Source organism: Paenibacillus agaridevorans (assembly GCF_018604145.1).
Lineage (GTDB): Bacteria > Bacillota > Bacilli > Paenibacillales > Paenibacillaceae > Pristimantibacillus > Pristimantibacillus agaridevorans.
In genome coordinates this window covers 2,575,991-2,593,862 of sequence record NZ_CP075889.1, presented here as the reverse complement: position 1 = coordinate 2,593,862, position 17,872 = coordinate 2,575,991, and the positions used below count along the sequence as shown (strand labels likewise).

Here is a 17,872-nt window from a genome sequence, read left to right as displayed (position 1 = left end):
AGAGAATAAGATTGTAATGCGGCAGGTTACTGTTACGCTACAGCTTCTGTACAAAGGACAGGTGATGCGTCAGATGAACGGACACGTCATATCGGGACCAGGCAGCGGATCCTCCAGACCTTCCCGTCAAATCAACGTGGTGCTCAGAAGCCATGAGTCAGCGGGAGCGGCTTCTGCGCATGCGCTGGAACTCGAACCGCTTCCAAGCGTCAAACCGTTGCCGGCAGTCGATCACTTCGCAGAGATTCAGAAGGAACTTGAACCTATGATCGGCATGGAAAACGTCAAAAATCTGGTATACGAAATTTATGCGTTGTTATACATTAGCCGGATGCGCACAGAAGCGGGATTGTTCGGCGGTTCGCAAGTCTATCATATGATCTTTAAAGGCAATCCCGGGACGGGCAAAACAACGATTGCCCGAATTATCGCCAAGCTGTTCCAGAAGATGGGCGTGCTTGCGAAAGGACATCTCATCGAGGTAGAGAGAGCCGATCTTGTCGGCGAGTATATCGGACACACCGCGCAAAAAACAAGGGATCTCGTACGCAAAGCGCTTGGCGGCGTATTGTTTATCGACGAGGCTTACAGTCTCGCTCGAGGCGGGGAGAAGGACTTCGGCAAAGAAGCGATCGATACGCTTGTCAAAGCGATGGAAGATCATCGAAGCGGGTTCATTCTCATTTTGGCCGGTTACCCGCTTGAGACGGAGCAATTTCTGATGACGAATCCGGGCCTGCCATCCAGGTTCCCGATCCAGATCGAATTCCCGGATTATTCTGTGGATCAGTTGCTGCAAATTGGCGAGCTGATGGTAAAGGAACGCGATTACGTCATGCTGCCTCAAACCGTATTCAAGCTCCGACAGCATTTGATGCAAGAGAAGCAAAACGATCTCTTCTCCTTCAGCAATGCCCGGTTCGTGCGCAATACCATCGAAAAGGCGATCCGGCATCAGGCTGTCCGCCTGATCGGTCAATACTCCAATTCCATCCCGGCGAAGGGCGAATTAATGACCATTCGTCCAGAGGATCTAAAGCTATGATTTAAGCTATACTGCATGACGAAAGGGAGACAAACAGAGTGATGAACGAGCAACTAGAGAGAGAACAGGTTTGGGAGCAACTGATTGCGCTCGCTGATCGTGCAGAGGACGAAGCGGCGGAAGCATTCCGTCGTACAGCGCGGATAGCGGAGCGCAATCAGTGGAAGGTTATTGAAGCGTTCAAACGACAAGGAGTCAGCGATTTCCACTTTGCAGGCTCGACTGGCTATGGCTACAACGACCGTGGGCGAGAGGTGCTTGATCTCGTCTACGCCGATGTTATGGGGGCCGAAGCTGCGCTTGTTCGTCCCCACTTCGCATCCGGCACCCATACGATCAGCTGCGCGTTGTTCGGTGTGCTTCGTCCCGGAGACGGGCTTCTGTATGTAACGGGGAAGCCCTACGATACGCTTCACAAAGTAATCGGCAAGGCCGGCGACGGTACGGGCTCGCTTGCAGATTTCGGTATCGGTTACGGCGAGGTTGCACTGCTGGAGGATGGCAGCCTGGATTGGGATGGCATCGAAGCGTCGATTACAGAGCGGACGAAGGTCATTGGCGTGCAGCGATCCAGAGGTTACGCTTGGCGTGCCTCCTTTACAGTTGCTGAGATTGGAGAAATCGTGACGAGGGTAAAAGCCATTCGAGAGGATCTTATTGTCTTCGTGGATAATTGCTACGGCGAATTCACGGAACTACAAGAGCCAACGGAGGCAGGCGCCGATCTCATCGCAGGTTCCCTGATCAAAAATCCGGGAGGCGGCATTGCGGAAACAGGGGGATATATTGCCGGCAAACGAGAACTCGTGGAAGCAGCCTCATACCGGCTGACCGCTCCAGGAATCGGGGGAGACGTAGGAGCCATGTTAGGGACGCTGCGCTCCTTGTTCCAAGGACTGTTTCTCTCCCCTCATATGGTGGGACAAGCCGTTCAAGGCAGTATCCTGGCCGCTGCGTTGTTCGAAAAGCTGGGTTTCGAGACGAAGCCGGCTTGGAACGAAGTTAGAACGGATCTCATACAGGCTGTCCGGTTCGGTAGCGCCGAGCCGCTTATCGCTTTCGTCCAGGGCATTCAGCAAGCGGCGGCAGTAGACGCTCATGTTGTGCCGGAGCCGTGGGACATGCCTGGTTATGACAATCCCGTCATTATGGCTGCAGGTACCTTTATGCAAGGAGGCAGTCTGGAACTGTCGGCGGATGCGCCTATTCGAGAGCCTTACATTGCCTATATGCAAGGCGGGCTGACTTATGGACATGCCAAATACGGCGTTCTGATCGCGCTGGAGAAGCTGGTTAAAAGCGGATTGATTGTGATCAAACCTTACATAACTTGACACATTTGTGGCTCGACGATACAATGAAGCTATAAATGAGGACTGGAAGGTTGATGCGAATTGGCAGATGAATTACGCAGAAACATGGCCCTATTTCCGATCGGCATCGTCATGAAGCTGACCGATTTGACGGCGCGACAAATCCGTTATTATGAACAGCACGAATTGATCGTGCCTGCCAGGACCGCTGGCAATCAACGGTTGTTCTCGTTTAATGACGTCGAACGACTGCTAGAGATCAAATCATTGATAGAGAAAGGCGTAAACATCGCTGGCATCAAACAGGTCATGAATCCTGTATCCAAGGAATCGGACGATGCTACCTTGGTAAGCGAACAATCCGAAGTGAAGCGCAGGGAGCTGTCCGATCAGCAGCTACACCGACTGCTTAAGCAGCAGCTGTTGGAAAAGAGACCGGGCAGAACGTCCATGATCGAAGGACAATTATCCCGTTTCCTAAATAAACGGTAATTTGGAGAACGACACAAAGGAGATGATTCTGTGAGTTTTACAAAAGAGGACATCAAACGTATTGCCCAGGAGGAAAACGTTCGTTTTATTCGTTTGCAATTTACCGACCTGCTAGGCACGATTAAAAACGTCGAAATTCCGGTCAGTCAGCTGGACAAGGCGCTTGATAACAAAATGATGTTCGACGGTTCTTCCATTGAAGGTTACGTTCGGATTGAAGAGTCCGACATGTACTTATATCCTGATCTCGATACATGGGTCGTATTCCCTTGGGTAACGCAGGATCGCGTAGCGCGTCTGATCTGCGATATCTATATGCCGGACGGCACGCCGTTCGCAGGCGACCCGCGTGGCATCCTCAAGCGCGCGCTCAAGGAAGCCGAAGTGCTCGGTTATACGGCTATGAATGTTGGTCCGGAGCCAGAGTTCTTCCTGTTCAAGACGGATGAGCGCGGCGAACCGACGACGGAGCTTAACGACCACGGCGGTTATTTCGACTTGGCCCCTATGGATCTCGGCGAGAACTGCCGCCGCGAGATCGTACTTACGCTGGAGGAGATGGGTTTCGAGATTGAGGCTTCCCATCACGAAGTAGCTCCAGGACAACATGAGATTGACTTCAAATATGCAGACGCCATTAAGGCAGCGGACCAGATCCAGACGTTCAAGCTTGTCGTTAAGACAATTGCGCGAGTACATGGTTTGCATGCATCCTTCATGCCGAAGCCATTGTTCGGCGTTAACGGATCCGGCATGCACTGCCACATGTCCCTGTTCCAAGGCAATACGAACATGTTCTATAATGAGAAGGACAAACTTGGTCTCAGCGACACGGCACGTTATTACATGGCGGGAATACTCAAGCACGCTCGCGCGATGGCTGCCATCACGAATCCGACGGTCAACTCTTACAAACGTCTGGTGCCTGGTTATGAAGCTCCTTGCTACGTTGCGTGGTCGGCCAGCAACCGCTCGCCGATGATCCGAATCCCGGCTTCCCGCGGACTGTCTACTCGCGTAGAGGTTCGTAATCCGGATCCTGCCGCTAACCCGTATTTGGCACTTGCCGTTATGCTTAAGGCAGGTCTCGACGGTATTCAAAACCAATTGCCGTTGCCGGCTCCGACGGACCGCAATATCTATATCATGACAGAAGAAGAGCGCATTGATTCCGGAATTCCAAGCCTTCCATCGAATCTTAAGGAAGCGCTCGAAGAGATGCTTAGAAGCGGCGTCATCACCGAAGCGCTCGGCGATCACGCTCTCGCTCATTTCTACGAGTTAAAGGAAATCGAATGGGATATGTACCGGACCCAAGTGCATCAATGGGAACGCGATCAATATCTGACGTTGTACTAAGACAAGGAAACCCGCTGACCGTTATGGTTAGCGGGTTTGTTTTTGACCATTATTGAAACCTTTTGTTCACAAGTCTCGGAGTTGCGTCATTTCCAATACAATAAAAAAGCCGATATGGAATTGTCCATACCGGCGTTGCCGCGTTTGCTGCTTAATGGATATCTCTGAATAGTCCGATGACCTTGCCGAGAATAGTGACGTTCTGCAAAAGAATCGGTTCCATCGTCTCGTTTTCCGGCTGGAGACGGATATGATTCTTCTCTTTGTAGAACGTTTTGACGGTCGCTTCGTCGTCTTCTGTCATGGCGACGACGATCTCTCCGTTATTGGCCGTCTGCTGTTGGCGTACGATGACGTAGTCGCCATTATGTATGCCGGCTTCGATCATACTCTCGCCAATAACGTTAAGAATGAACACATTGTTATTGTCGCCAACATAGTGGGCAGGAAGAGGGAAGTAGTCTTCTATGTTCTCCGTAGCAGTGATCGGTACGCCGGCAGTAACCTTACCTACGATAGGAACTTGTGTGACAGGCATCTGGATGACGTTGTCATTATCGTCCTGGCTCAAAATCTCGATCGCCCGAGGTTTCGTAGGGTCGCGTCTGATAAATCCCTTTTTCTCCAACCGGTCCAGATGTCCATGTACCGTCGAGCTGGACAGCAGGCCGACCGCCTCTGCGATTTCTCGTACGGAAGGGGGATACCCTTTTTCTTTAACTTCTTGCTTTATAAAGTCAAGGATCGAATTTTGCCGTTTGGAAATCTTCGACACGTTCATCAACTCCATTCATCTTATTGTGTCAAATTATAGCATAGAACTGCCGTTCGTACAAACATAAGTTCTTAAGCTCAGACGTTCGCATTTTTTCGTTGACGGAAACGTTTGTTCGTGTTAAATTAAAAACAGAACAAACGTTTGGGGTGCTGACAATGATGATAATGAATCCAAGTACAAGCTCATACCGTTCCATATACCATGATAATATCCGCGAAACCAAGGAGCTTGCTCAGCCTCATTGGCTGGTCAGGCATATGGCAAAGCTGATGATTAGTTTGATCGTGTTTACGCTTGTTTTCAGCAGCTTTCTTATAATCGGTACAAATGCTTCCAGCACGGTCGTTGAGGGGCCAGGCGAATCGGAGCAAGTCGTGACGGTAGGCAGCGGTGACACGTTATGGTCCATTGCCAGTTCGTTTAAGAACGGCAGTGATATAGGTTATCTTGTTTTCTCGATCAAGAATCGCAATAATTTGGACAACGTGACGATACATCCAGGTCAGAAGTTAATTATTCCTGATATTTGATGGAGTTGTAATAGCGATATATTTAATAATGTGTGCTTAGAGATTTCCCATTCTTTAGGGAGATCTCTTTTTGTGTATTATAGAAACTAATTGCGTTTGGGGGCTTCGCCTTGACAATGCCTTATTGAAAATGTCAAAGTAGGAGTAATGTGTTCGCAACATGAGAGAGGGGTAATGAAATTGGATTTTGATAGTCTGATTGCCAGAATCAACGAGCTTTCCCGCAAAAACAAAACCGTCGGCTTAACGGATGAAGAGCTGAAGGAACGTGATGTGCTTCGCCAGAAATATCTGAACAACTTCAAAGCTAACTTCAAGCAACAGCTTGATACAATCAAGTTTGTCGAGGATGAAGAGAACGAAGGCAACGGCGGCGTCAAACATTAAGAGCTCCTTTCGGGAGCTTGCTATTATATGAAGGAGGAATCCATCTGTCACGGTCCTGGGAGCGCAAGGTGCGCAAAAACATGTCTACTATTAATAAGCAACGCAAGAAGCACGGTGAAGGCCAGTTAGTGATGAATGCAGAGAAGGCGGATCGATTTACCGGCCGCAATTTTTTGCTGCCGATTTTATTGATTTTGTTTATCGGCGCGTACATCGCGATTATGTCGGCAGATCCCAAATTCGTTATGACGACGATGAGCTGGGTAACGATCGGTATGTATTTTTTGCTCGCTGCCCTCTTTTTTTTCCGCAAGCCCTATCTTAAGATCGGCAAGGATTATGTGCAGTCTCGCCGGATGACAGGCGACAAGCGGCTTAATGCGGCGGATATCGGTTCCATTCGCGTACAAGACGGTTATGTGACGATTGTGCCTAAAAAGGGCGGCGGCTGGACGTTCTCGCGTCTTCTTAATCGATTCAATACGGCGGCGATGACCGACAAAATGAAGTCGTTTGCTCAAGTACACGGCATTACATTCGAGGAGAAATAACACAGGGGAGAGATACAGGACATGGCAGCAAAGCAAGCGGTATTATTTGACCTGGACGATACATTATTGTGGGATGACCGCAGCGTCAGAGAGGCTTTCCGTGCTACCTGCGAAGCAGGCGCGGCGGCTACTGGCTTAAATCCGGACGAGTTGGAGGAGGCGGTACGCAAGGAAGCAAGAGCCTTGTACGAATCATACGAAACCTTCCCGTTTACGAAGATGATCGGCATTAATCCTTTTGAAGGCCTTTGGGCGAATTTCACGGCAGGCGAGCATGTTGAGTTCCGCAAGCTGCAACAACTGGCTCCGGGATACAGGAAGGCTGCATGGACACAAGGCCTTAAGGCGCTGGGCGTCGACAACGAAGAGCTTGGCGCAACGCTTGCGGAGCTCTTCCCGGCTGAACGACGTTCGCGGCCGCTTGTTTACGATGAGACATTCCGCGTATTGGATGCGCTCAAAGGAAAATACAAGCTGCTTCTGCTTACCAACGGCTCACCCGATCTCCAAAAGGAGAAGCTTGACGGAGTGCCCGAACTTATTCCTTACTTTGATCATATTATTATTTCGGGTGAATTCGGACAAGGGAAACCGGCTGCGCCTATCTTTAAGCATGCGCTGGAACGTCTCGGCATCGAACCGGAGCATGGCATCATGGTCGGCGACAAGCTGACGACGGATATACTTGGCGCCAATACGATCGGAATGACATCGGTATGGATTAATCGTCATGGCGCGACCCGAACGGACGAGATCGTACCGTCTTACGAGATTACCCATCTGGAAGAGCTAATTACCTTATTGGAGCAATAATAGCTGTAATGGACTCCTATTTATAACCAAAAAAAGCCCCTCTGCAGCATTTGAAGGCCGGAGGGGCTTGCCGTTTATCTGGCGGAATCCTTACTTGCCCGATTGGAATTGTTGATCTGCGAAAGGAAACGTTAGCCAGCCTACCGTCTCGATGAAGCGGCGAACGGCTACAATCTGGCGGCTGTCCATCAGGGTGAAGAAGCGATGTTTGTTCTCCGGAACCGAAAATGTCGATGAACGAACCTTTTCAGCTAATGGCTATTCTGTTAAACTAATTGTTAAACTAAACGGGTGCATGAAGGATGCATATGACGTGTAGGAAGGGTGTAAGGAATTGTTGAGAAGGACTTTACAACAAGCGCTTAAGGAACGGATTTTGATTCTGGACGGCGCTATGGGAACGATGATTCAGCAAGCCAACTTGACGGAGGACGATTTCGGCGGCGCGGAGCTGGACGGCTGTAATGAGATGCTCGTTCTGACGCGTCCCGATGTTATTCAATCGATTCATGAGCAATATCTGGAGGCCGGAGCAGACATTCTGGAGACGAATACGTTCGGCGCTACGAGTGTCGTTCTCGAGGATTACGACATCCCCGAGAAAGCCAGAGAGATCAATCTGGCCGCGGCGAAGCTGGCGCGGGATGCTGCGGACAAATACAGCACGCCGGACAAACCGCGATATGTTGCAGGTGCTCTTGGGCCGACAACCAAGACGTTGTCGGTGACCGGCGGCGTTACATTCGACGAGTTGATTGAAAGTTATTACGAGCAAACGGTGGCTCTCATCGAAGGCGGCGTAGACGCAATCCTTCTGGAGACATCTCAGGATACACTCAACGTTAAGGCAGGCAGCATCGGCGTTCGCAATGCATTCGAGACGACGGGGATAACGCTTCCGATTATGATCTCCGGAACGATCGAGCCGATGGGAACGACGCTCGCAGGTCAATCCATCGAATCGTTTTACATCTCGCTGGAGCATTTGAATCCCATCTCCATCGGTCTTAACTGCGCGACGGGTCCTGAGTTTATGCGCGATCATATTCGAACATTAAGCGAAATCTCGAGCGCGGCGGTCAGTTGTTATCCTAACGCAGGCTTGCCGGACGAGAACGGGCATTATCATGAATCGCCGGAATCATTGGCCAAAAAAATCGCCGCGTTCGCCGATCAAGGCTGGCTTAATATCGCCGGCGGCTGCTGCGGAACGACGCCTGCCCATATCAAGGAGCTTGCCGAGACGTTGGCGAACTATTCGCCGCGTCCGAATGAAGGCGCCCATGCCGACGCGGTATCCGGAATCGACACCGTCTATATCGAATCGGACAACCGTCCCTATATGATTGGCGAACGGACAAATATTTCGGGATCCCGTAAATTTAAACGTCTTATTAAGGAAGAGAAGTTCGACGAAGCATCGGAGATTGCCCGTTCGCAAGTGAAAGGCGGCGCGCATGTCATCGATATCAACCTGCAGGATACCGATATCGACGAAGCGTTCGCCGTGCACCAATTTCTGCCGCAGGTCGTCAAGAAGATTAAAGCGCCGCTGATGCTGGACTCTACTTATGATCATATTATCGAGCTGGGTCTCAAATATTCGCAAGGCAAAGCGATCATCAATTCCATTAACCTGGAAGACGGGGAGTCGAAGTTCGAGAAGATCGTCCCCCTGATTCATCGCTACGGCGCGGCAGTCGTCATGATTCTGATCGACGAGCGCGGCCAAGCCGTGTCTCGCGAGGCGAAAATGGAGGTCGCGGACCGATCTTATCATCTGTTGGTTGAGAAGTATGGCGTGAACCCGCAGGACATCATATTCGACCCTAACATGTTCCCGATCGGCTCCGGGGATCCGCAATACATTGGTTCTGCCGTGGAGACGCTTGAAGGGATAAGGATGATCAAGGAGAAGTACCCTCGGGCCAAGACGATACTCGGACTCAGCAACATCTCCTTCGGCTTGCCGGACGCGGGACGCGAAGTGCTGAATTCCGTTTATTTGTATCATGCGACCAAGGCAGGTCTCGATTATGCCATCGTAAATACGGAGAAGCTGGAGCGATATGCTTCCATTCCGGAGGAAGAACGTCAACTCGCAGAAGCTCTAATCTACAATACGAACGATGATACGCTGGCAGCGTTCGTGGCGGCATTCCGTAACAAGAAAGTCGAGAAAAAAGAAAAAATCTCCAACCTTTCGCTGGAAGAGCGTCTCGGCTCGTATATTGTGGAAGGTACAAAAGAAGGATTGATTCCCGATCTGGACGAAGCGCTAAAAAAATACGCGCCTCTTGATATTATTAACGGCCCGCTGATGAAGGGGATGGAAGAGGTCGGCCGGCTCTTCAACAACAACGAGTTGATCGTTGCCGAGGTGCTTCAGAGCGCCGAAGTCATGAAGGCGTCCGTCACGCATTTGGAAAACTTTATGGAGAAAAACGAAACGGCCGTCAAAGGAAAAATTATTTTGGCTACGGTAAAAGGCGATGTCCACGACATTGGCAAAAACCTGGTTGAAATTATTTTGTCCAATAACGGCTATAAAATCATTAATCTGGGAATTAAGGTGCCGCCAGAGCAGCTTATCGAAGCTTACCGCAAAGAGAAAGCGGACGCGATCGGTCTGTCCGGTCTGCTCGTGAAATCCGCTCAGCAGATGGTCATCACCGCACAAGACATGCGGAACGCCGGCATCGATGCGCCGATTCTGGTCGGCGGAGCCGCACTGACCCGCAAGTTCACGAAGACGAGGATTGGTCCGGAGTATGATGGTCTCGTGCTTTATGCAAAGGATGCGATGGACGGCCTCGATATAGCCAACAAGCTAATGGATCCCGAGCACCGGCAGCGGCTGGAAGAGGAGCTTGCAGCTTACAAGGCGTCTGGAGCCGCATCGGAGGAAACGGAGAAGCAGCTGCCCCAGTTATCGCGTGCCGTCCGTTCGAAGATATCGCCTGATGCTCCGGTATTCGCGCCGCCGGATACGGATCGTCACGTCCTGCGCGATGTCCCGATCCCGCAGATCGTGCCTTACGTCAACATGCAGATGCTGCTAGGCCATCACTTGGGACTTAAGGGAACGGTAGAAAAGCTGCTGGCCGAGGGGAACGAGAAGGCGACCCATTTGAAGGCAACCGTTGACGAAATCATTCGTGAGGGGAGCAAGGAAGGCTTCTTGAAGGCGCAGGGGATGTACCGTTTCTTCCCGGCCCAATCTTCGGGCAACGACGTTATCATTTACGACCCTGCCGATCATACGAGGGAAATCAAACGATTTACCTTTCCGCGTCAGCAGGTTGAGCCATTCCTCTGCCTTTCCGACTTCCTTAAGTCGACGGAGAGCGGCGTAATGGACTATGTCGGGTTTCTGGTTGTAACCGCCGGAGAAGGCATTAGGGATCTAGCCAATCGTTGGAAGGACGGGGGGGACTATCTGCGCTCCCACGTGCTGCAGTCCGTTGCATTGGAAGTAGCGGAGGGGTTGGCGGAACGCGTCCATCATATGATGCGCGATATTTGCGGTTATCCGGATCCTGCCGAGATGACGATGAAGCAGCGGCATGGCGCCCGATATCAAGGGATTCGGGTATCGTTCGGTTATCCGGCATGTCCGAATCTGGAGGATCAAGGACCTCTCTTCGAGCTCATGAAGCCCGAGGATATCGGCGTTGAGCTGACGGAAGGTTTCATGATGGAGCCGGAAGCTTCTGTGTCCGCAATGGTGTTCGCTCATCCGGAGGCGCAATATTTCAACGTGGAGAAAGTGTAAGACAAAGAAACGATAGAAAGCGAGCCTTCCCCGTTTCGGCCCTTATGAGCCGTAATGAGGAGGGCTCCTTTGGTCAAAGCTGTTATTGGCAGATACGTCAAATATCGTTGGAGGAAAACGATGAAGGTATGGTTTACGGGTACCGGCGCAGGCAGACCGAATAAACATCGGAATGTGACAGGCGCAGCGCTGCAATTGCCTGAGCCGCATTGCGCTTGGTGGTTGTTCGATGCGGGCGAGGCAACTCAGCATCAACTAATGAAGCTGCCCCTGAAGCTGAGCAAGCTGGAAAAAATATTTATTACGCATCTGCATGGCGATCATCTCTATGGCTTGCCAGGGCTGCTCAGCACACGATCCTTTGACGGAGGCGTCAGCCGGTTGGACCTGTACGGTCCGATTGGTTTGAAGAAGTACATCGAGACAATCTTTCAATTGACGGGAACAACGCTTGATTACGAGTTGGTTATCCATGAATTGGCTGAAAACGCCAGCGATGAAGTCGTCTATAATGGCCTTGGCTTCAAGGTGGAAGCGAAACCGCTTTTGCATCGAGTATCTTGCTTTGGCTATAGAATTATCGAAAGCGATGCGCCGGGCCGGCTGCTGACCGACAAGCTGGAACAACTCGGTATCGAGGCTGGTCCGTTATACGGCCGATTAAAACGCGGCGAAACCGTGACTCTGGCGGATGGGCGCGTAGTGACTCCGGCTTCCGTTACGGATGGGATCGTGCCTGGCCGGATCGTGACGGTGCTTGGCGACACCAGTCCTTGCGCTAACGCCTTGTTGCTTGCAAGGGGAGCGGATCTGCTCATCCATGAAGCGACGTTTGCAGCCGGAATGGAATCTAAGGCTCATGAATTCGGGCACAGCACCACAAGCGAAGCCGCTCTTGCTGCTCGAGAAGCGGGAGCGAAGCGACTGCTGATGACTCATTTCAGCGGGAGATACAGCAACGAAGAGCTGGTGAATTTGGAGGGGGAAGCTCGGATGGTGTTCCCCAACAGCGCGGCAGCGCTTGATCTGGGCTGTTATGAGATATTGCGGAAGGTCAGCGGCGAAGAGCGGGGCTGTCCGGAATGACGCAATAGATCGAACGTATATTCTAATTCTGTATAGTATGTTAAAATGACAACAACGAATGACTAGGCGCGGGGAAGCGCGGGGAACGGAGAGTGGCAATGATGAACACCTGGACGGGCAGGGCGGCCAGTCTGGAGGATTGGCTCGGATACATAAAGACAGACGAGGAGCTTATGGCGAATGTCACGCATTGGCGTACCATCCCGTCCAGGCCGGCCGTCTCCGTCCCCTTGCCGGAGGACTTGCATCCCATCTGGAAAGAGGGGCTGCGGCTTCGCGGAGTGACGGAGCTGTATGCGCATCAAGCCGATGCATTCCGGGCGGCGAGGCGGGGCGATCATGTCGTCGCCGTGACTCCGACGGCTTCGGGCAAGACGTTATGCTATAACTTGCCCGTCATGCAAAGCCTGCTGGAGAACGACGAAGGGAGAGCGTTGTATCTCTTTCCGACCAAGGCGCTTGCGCAGGATCAGGTGGCGGAGCTGCAGGCGGTCGCCGACCTCATGGGCGTCGATATCAAGACGCACACCTACGATGGCGATACGCCGCCCACCGTTCGCACGGCGATTCGCAACGCGGGACATATCGTCGTGACGAATCCCGATATGCTGCATTCGGCCATTCTTCCGCATCATACGAAGTGGGTCAAGCTGTTCGAGAATATCAAATACATCGTGATTGACGAGGTCCATGCCTATCGCGGCGTATTCGGAAGCCATGTGGCAAACGTGATCCGGAGACTTAAACGAATCTGTCGCTTTTACGGCTCCGAACCTCAATTTATTTGCGCCTCGGCTACGATCGACAACCCGCGCGAACACGCGGAGAGGCTGATTGGCGAGCGGGTGACGCTGATCGACAACAACGGCGCGCCGATGGGCGAAAAACATATCATTTTCTATAATCCGCCTGTTGTGAACCGACAGCTCGGCATACGGAGAAGCAGCGTGCTGGAGACACGCAGACTCGCGGCCTTGCTTCTGAAGCAGGGCGTGCAGACCATTGTATTCGCCCGCAGCCGCGTGCGCGTGGAACTGCTGCTGACTTATTTGCAGGAGCTGGTCAAGGACAAGCTTGGCGACAAGAGCATACGGGGATACAGAGGCGGCTATCTGCCAAAGCTGCGGCGAGAGATCGAACGCGGGCTTCGCAGCGGCGAGATACGAGGCGTTGTCAGTACGAACGCGCTGGAGCTTGGCATCGATATCGGTCAGTTGCAGGCTTGCGTGCTTAACGGGTACCCCGGTACGATCGCAAGCACATGGCAGCAATCAGGCAGAGCAGGCAGACGACAGGAGAGCTCCGTAACGTTTATGGTGGCGAGCAGCAATCCGCTGGATCAATACATGATCCAGAACCCGGACTTCTTTTTCAATCGTCCTCCCGAGCGGGCGCTGATCCATCCCGATAATCTGCTGATCTTGATCGATCATGTAAAGTGTGCGGCCTACGAGCTGCCGTTCAAGCGAGGGGATACGTTCGGAGGCGAGAAGCTGGAGGATATGATGGAGTTTTTAGTCGAAGAGAGAGTGCTCCATTACGCCAATGACCGCTGGTTCTGGATGGAACAGTCTTTCCCTGCGCATAACATCTCGTTGAGGTCCGCTGCGCAGGAGAACTTCGTTATCATCGATATGACGACTAGCGACCACAGAGTCCTTGGCGAGGTTGATCGGTTTAGCGCTCCGACCTTGATCCACGAAGAGGCTATCTATATTCATGAAGGCGTGCAATTCCAGGTGGAGAAGCTGGACTACCCGGAGAAGAAGGCTTATGTGCGCGAGATCGATGTCGAGTATTATACGGATGCCAACCTGGCGGTCGAGCTGAAGGTGCTGCATGTAGACAAGGAGACCACGTCGGGGGAGCTCCTTAGGCAATATGGCGAAGTAACCGTAAATGCGAAGGCGACCATTTTTAAAAAAATACGACTGGGCACTCACGAGAACATCGGCTCAGGGCCGATTCACCTGCCCGAAGAGGAGCTGCATACGAGCAGCTACTGGTTTTCCTTCAGCGACGAGGCTGCGGCTACGCGTTCCAAAAACGAAATGCAGTTCGCGCTGCTGGGCATTGCGAACGTGCTCGTTCATATCGCTCCGCTCTATCTCATGTGCGATCCCTTCGACATTCGGGTCGTGCCTCAAGTAAAAGCCATTCATTCGCAAAAACCGACGATCTACTTCTATGATCGTTATCCCGGAGGCATCGGGCTTAGCGAAAGGTTGTACGACGTACACGACGAGCTGATTAAGCGGGCAAGGACGCTCATTACTTCTTGCAGCTGTATGAGCGGATGTCCGGCTTGCGTCGGGCCGATCGAAGAGGTCGGGCTGCTTGGCAAAGAGCAGGCGCTGGCGCTGCTGAAGGAAGCAGGTGCAGGCGCATGAGCATGCGGGAACGTATGAACAGGCTTCGAGCTAGCGCAGCAAGCGAAGCTCGCACGGCGACCGAAACGGTTGTGTCGTCGTCAGAATCGGAATGCGAGCCGCAGGAGGAGCTGCATCCGGGATGGGCATCCTTCGGCGTTACGCTCCGAAGAGGCGCGAAGGGCGATTATTTGGTGCGTCGAACTGAATTTAGTCTTGACTACCAACACGGCACTCATCAATTAGGAGAATTAATTGAAGCGGCAACAGGATTGTCCGAGTTCCATGCTGCCCAGCAGCCAGTAGAGCCCGAATCCATTTTGTATCTGGATCTGGAGACGACCGGATTGGGCGTCGGGACGGGCAATGTGCCTTTTATGACCGGCTTTGCCTTTGTGCAAGGGAATAAGTTTATCGTAGAGCAGTCGCTGATTCGCCATCCTGCCGAGGAATATGCCATGCTGTACGATTTGGAGCAGCGCTTAAGCAATTATCGTTATTTGGCCACATATAATGGCAAGACATTCGATTGGCCGCTTGTGCAGAATCGGATGATCATGAACGCGATGGGGAGAGAACTCAAGCAGCCGCTTCATCTGGATTTTTTGCATCCTTCGAGATCCATCTGGCGCAACACTCTGGCATCCTGCAAGCTCAGCCATATCGAAGAAGAGAGATTGGGCATTTTTCGAACGGAGGATGTTCCCGGCTCTCTTGCTCCTCAGCTATATTTTCAGTTTCTGGCGGATGGAGATCCCGCTCCTTTGGAGGGCGTGTTTGTTCATAACGAGCTTGACCTTCTGGCGCTTGCTTGCTTGTCGATCCGTTTTGGACATCTGCTGCGGGAGGATATATTCCGGCGCATTCCGTATCCGGAGGAGACAGAGGAACTGGTGAGAACGGGATTATGGCTGGAGCATATGGGAAAGTCGGAGCTGGCAGAGGAATTATTTGGGCGGGCATTGCTGCAAGAAGAACCATCTCCATCTGCGTTAAACAAGCTTGCGGCAAGAGATAAGAAGGCTGGTAATTGGCAACGTGCTGTGGTATTGTGGCAGAAGGTTGTTCATGCCTCCGGCAGCTCTTTGTCTGCATCCGGGCATGATGCCTGTATTGAATTATCCATGTATTTTGAGCATAGGAGCAAGGAACTGCATCAGTCGCTCCATTATTGCGCCGAGGCGCTTGCGCGAATGCAGAGCGTATCGGGCGGCCGCCGTTTGAGCGATAAGGAGACATTAGCGCTGCAGGACGTTCGCAAACGAATTCAAAGAATACAGTCTAAAATTCTTAAACTAGAATTGGGAGCATTATCCAAATGAAACAATATCAGCATGTGCCCATGAAAGGATTGTTGATCGACCTTGATGGCACGATGTATCAGGGCTCGCGTCCTGTAGACGGCGCGGACCGGTTGATTCGCCACTTGCAGCGAGAGAGCATTGCTTATCGTTTCGTCACGAACAATTCTTCGGCTACTCCAGTTGAAGTAGCAAGCCGGCTCAGCGCAATGGGAATTCCCGCGCGTCCCGAAGATGTATGCACTTCCGCACAGGCTGCAGCCGTTTATATCGCCAAGCTTGCACCTCACTCCTCCGTATTTGTCATAGGACAGAAAGGGCTGCGCGAAGCTTTGACGGAAGCGGGACTTCGGTTATCGGAGGAACATCCGGATTTCGTTGTACAAGGGATAGACAGAGAGTTCACTTATGACCGTGTCGCACAAGCGGTTCAGCATATTCGGAACGGGGTTCCCTTTATTCTTACGAATCCCGACCGTCTCGTACCATCTACTCACGGGTTATTGCCGGGAGCAGGCTCCATAGGAGCCATGATCCAGGCGGCCAGCGGTCAGGAACCGATCGTTATCGGCAAACCTTCCTCCATTCTTATGAATTATGCGCTAGACAGCATTGGGCTGACTCACCGCGAGACATGGGTCGTTGGGGATAATCTGGCTACGGATATCGCTGCAGGCATTGCTTCTGGCTGCGGTACCGCGCTTGTCCTTACGGGTCTCACGACGAGGGAGAATTACGACGACTATAAGAATCAGGCGGGCTGCACGCCGGACAGCATCTATGACACGCTGGATGAGCTTACTGCCGACCTGCCGTCATTGCAGAAGCTTTCATTATCGGACACTAGCTGGGAGGTTTAAAGGCAAGATGCAAGAGCTTCCGGAATTAGAACTATACAGAGCATTATTGGCGGAGAGATTCTCCGGAGCCGCAATCACGGCATTGGAATTTCATGAGGATCTTATTAACGAGGTTGCAACGGAACTGCAACAAGATGTCGTTGGCAAAAGCGTCTGGTTCGTGGAGAGACGGGCTGAGCTGATCGTATTCCATCTGGATAACGGCAAACGTTTGATTTTCCGTCTCTCTGACGAAGCTTCTATCTATGTGGGTTCATCCAATGAAACGCTGGAGAGGGAAGCGTCCATCTATATTCGATTCGATGACCGTTTTTTGGCCTTGCACGGGGTAACGGCGGCAGACATCGAATTGATGTCGGTCAAGGAACTGGAATCCATCATGAAGAGCAGGGGGATCGATCCCCTTGACAAGCGCCTGTCACTGGCGAAGTTCATGGAGCGTTACGCTAAAAAAAGAAGCTCGATCAAAACCGCTCTTGTTGATCAAAGTTTGCTTGCCGGCATCGGTCCCGTCTATTCGGATGAAATTTTGTTCGAGGCCGGGCTGAGACCCGACAGAAAGACGGCGGAATTAAGCCATGAAGAATGGGAATCTCTGTACTCCGCATTAAATCATATTGTCCGCGATTCCATCTCGCATGGAGGCGTGAGGGAGTTGCCTCTATTCGCCGGGGACGGAATCTCGGGTCTGTATCGCGAGAGGCTGGCCGTACACGAACTGGAAGGCCAAACCTGCAAGCGATGCGGAGGGACGATCAAAAAATCTTCCGTGGCCGGCCGCAAGTGTTACAGCTGTCCGGATTGCCAGAAGTAATTATCGATACCGCGAGGAGGGGAGCCTCATGATCCATGTCTACTTGGACGATTACCGCCGATGCCCGGATGGATTCGTATTGGCGCGTAATGCGGAAGAATGCAAGCAGTTGATCCAGTACGAAGAGATAGACGTTCTGTCGCTCGACTTTGATCTTGGGTGGGGGCAGCCTACCGGGGACGAAGTCGTGCGGCATATCGTCAGCACGGGGCGCTTTCCGAGCCGGATCTACTTGCATACATCCAGCGTATCGGGAAGAAACAGCATGTATCATACGCTCTCTGCTTCTTTGCCGGATCGTACGCAACTGTTCGGAGGGCCAATGCCCCATGATCTGCTGGACGAGATCGCAAGAAATCATCGGGGTTAATTAGATTATGAATGAAAGAGGCTAATACA

General features: G+C 52.0%; 16 protein-coding genes and 1 pseudogene. 15 read left to right on the top strand and 2 right to left on the bottom strand.

The genetic code is table 11. The features are described 5' to 3' along the window. Positions 1-73: 73 nt before the first annotated feature. Genes KJW29_RS10740 through glnA form a run of 4 tightly spaced genes read left to right on the top strand, consistent with a single transcriptional unit; the run spans position 74 to position 4,209 of the window. A complete protein-coding gene (locus tag KJW29_RS10740) occupies positions 74-1,045 on the top strand; it encodes an AAA family ATPase (protein ID WP_214631089.1) in 972 nt (323 codons plus the stop codon). Positions 1,046-1,086: 41 nt separating this feature from the next. Then, positions 1,087-2,379: a methionine gamma-lyase family protein gene (locus KJW29_RS10735; RefSeq protein ID WP_214629789.1), complete on the top strand. Its 1,293-nt coding sequence runs from the start codon at positions 1,087-1,089 to the stop codon at positions 2,377-2,379. Positions 2,380-2,439: 60 nt separating this feature from the next. Next, a complete protein-coding gene (locus KJW29_RS10730) occupies positions 2,440-2,850 on the top strand; it encodes a MerR family transcriptional regulator (RefSeq protein ID WP_087569304.1) in 411 nt (136 codons plus the stop codon). A 30-nt stretch (positions 2,851-2,880) separates the two neighbouring features. Beyond that, entirely contained in the window at positions 2,881-4,209 is a 1,329-nt protein-coding gene (gene glnA, locus KJW29_RS10725) for a type I glutamate--ammonia ligase (RefSeq protein WP_214629788.1), read from the top strand. A 151-nt stretch (positions 4,210-4,360) separates the two neighbouring features. Here the strand turns inward: glnA and lexA are convergent, their stop codons facing one another. After that, a complete protein-coding gene (lexA, locus tag KJW29_RS10720) occupies positions 4,361-4,984 on the bottom strand; it encodes a transcriptional repressor LexA (protein ID WP_087569368.1) in 624 nt (207 codons plus the stop codon). 158 nt (positions 4,985-5,142) lie between these two features. Between lexA and KJW29_RS10715 the strand changes: the two genes are divergently transcribed. The 4 genes from KJW29_RS10715 to KJW29_RS10700 all read left to right on the top strand — a co-directional run bounded on the left by KJW29_RS10715 (position 5,143) and on the right by KJW29_RS10700 (position 7,268). Next, a complete protein-coding gene (locus tag KJW29_RS10715) occupies positions 5,143-5,517 on the top strand; it encodes a LysM peptidoglycan-binding domain-containing protein (RefSeq protein WP_214629787.1) in 375 nt (124 codons plus the stop codon). A 180-nt stretch (positions 5,518-5,697) separates the two neighbouring features. Then, entirely contained in the window at positions 5,698-5,904 is a 207-nt protein-coding gene (locus KJW29_RS10710; RefSeq protein WP_087569367.1) for a DUF896 domain-containing protein, read from the top strand. A gap of 80 nt (positions 5,905-5,984) precedes the next feature. Beyond that, the gene (locus KJW29_RS10705; protein WP_246608685.1) at positions 5,985-6,455 is read left to right on the top strand and encodes a hypothetical protein; all 471 of its coding nucleotides are present in this window, start codon (positions 5,985-5,987) and stop codon (positions 6,453-6,455) included. Positions 6,456-6,476: 21 nt separating this feature from the next. Further along, complete coding sequence (locus tag KJW29_RS10700; RefSeq protein ID WP_214629786.1) at positions 6,477-7,268, top strand: HAD family hydrolase; 792 nt, start codon at positions 6,477-6,479, stop codon at positions 7,266-7,268. 90 nt (positions 7,269-7,358) lie between these two features. Here KJW29_RS10700 and KJW29_RS36085 read toward each other — a convergent pair. Further along, a pseudogene (locus KJW29_RS36085) lies at positions 7,359-7,493 on the bottom strand (acireductone dioxygenase); the annotation flags it as partial. Positions 7,494-7,662: 169 nt separating this feature from the next. Between KJW29_RS36085 and metH the strand changes: the two are divergent. The 7 genes from metH to KJW29_RS10665 all read left to right on the top strand — a co-directional run bounded on the left by metH (position 7,663) and on the right by KJW29_RS10665 (position 17,843). Further along, the gene (metH, locus tag KJW29_RS10695) at positions 7,663-11,043 is read left to right on the top strand and encodes a methionine synthase (protein WP_425517556.1); all 3,381 of its coding nucleotides are present in this window, start codon (positions 7,663-7,665) and stop codon (positions 11,041-11,043) included. Positions 11,044-11,163: 120 nt separating this feature from the next. Next, positions 11,164-12,129, top strand: a complete 966-nt coding sequence (rnz, locus tag KJW29_RS10690) for a ribonuclease Z (RefSeq protein WP_214629784.1) — start codon at positions 11,164-11,166, stop codon at positions 12,127-12,129. A gap of 101 nt (positions 12,130-12,230) precedes the next feature. Then, positions 12,231-14,519, top strand: a complete 2,289-nt coding sequence (locus KJW29_RS10685) for a DEAD/DEAH box helicase (protein WP_214631088.1) — start codon at positions 12,231-12,233, stop codon at positions 14,517-14,519. Next, positions 14,516-15,820: a ribonuclease H-like domain-containing protein gene (locus tag KJW29_RS10680; protein ID WP_214629783.1), complete on the top strand. Its 1,305-nt coding sequence runs from the start codon at positions 14,516-14,518 to the stop codon at positions 15,818-15,820. The genes KJW29_RS10685 and KJW29_RS10680 overlap by 4 nt, the downstream gene beginning before the upstream one ends. Next, on the top strand, positions 15,817-16,659 hold the full coding sequence (locus KJW29_RS10675; protein ID WP_246608684.1) for a TIGR01457 family HAD-type hydrolase: 843 nt from the start codon (positions 15,817-15,819) through the stop codon (positions 16,657-16,659). The genes KJW29_RS10680 and KJW29_RS10675 overlap by 4 nt, the downstream gene beginning before the upstream one ends. A gap of 7 nt (positions 16,660-16,666) precedes the next feature. Beyond that, positions 16,667-17,473, top strand: a complete 807-nt coding sequence (locus tag KJW29_RS10670) for an Fpg/Nei family DNA glycosylase (protein WP_214629782.1) — start codon at positions 16,667-16,669, stop codon at positions 17,471-17,473. Between the two features lie 28 nt (positions 17,474-17,501). Continuing rightward, the gene (locus tag KJW29_RS10665) at positions 17,502-17,843 is read left to right on the top strand and encodes a cyclic-phosphate processing receiver domain-containing protein (protein ID WP_108992872.1); all 342 of its coding nucleotides are present in this window, start codon (positions 17,502-17,504) and stop codon (positions 17,841-17,843) included. Positions 17,844-17,872 lie beyond the last annotated feature (29 nt).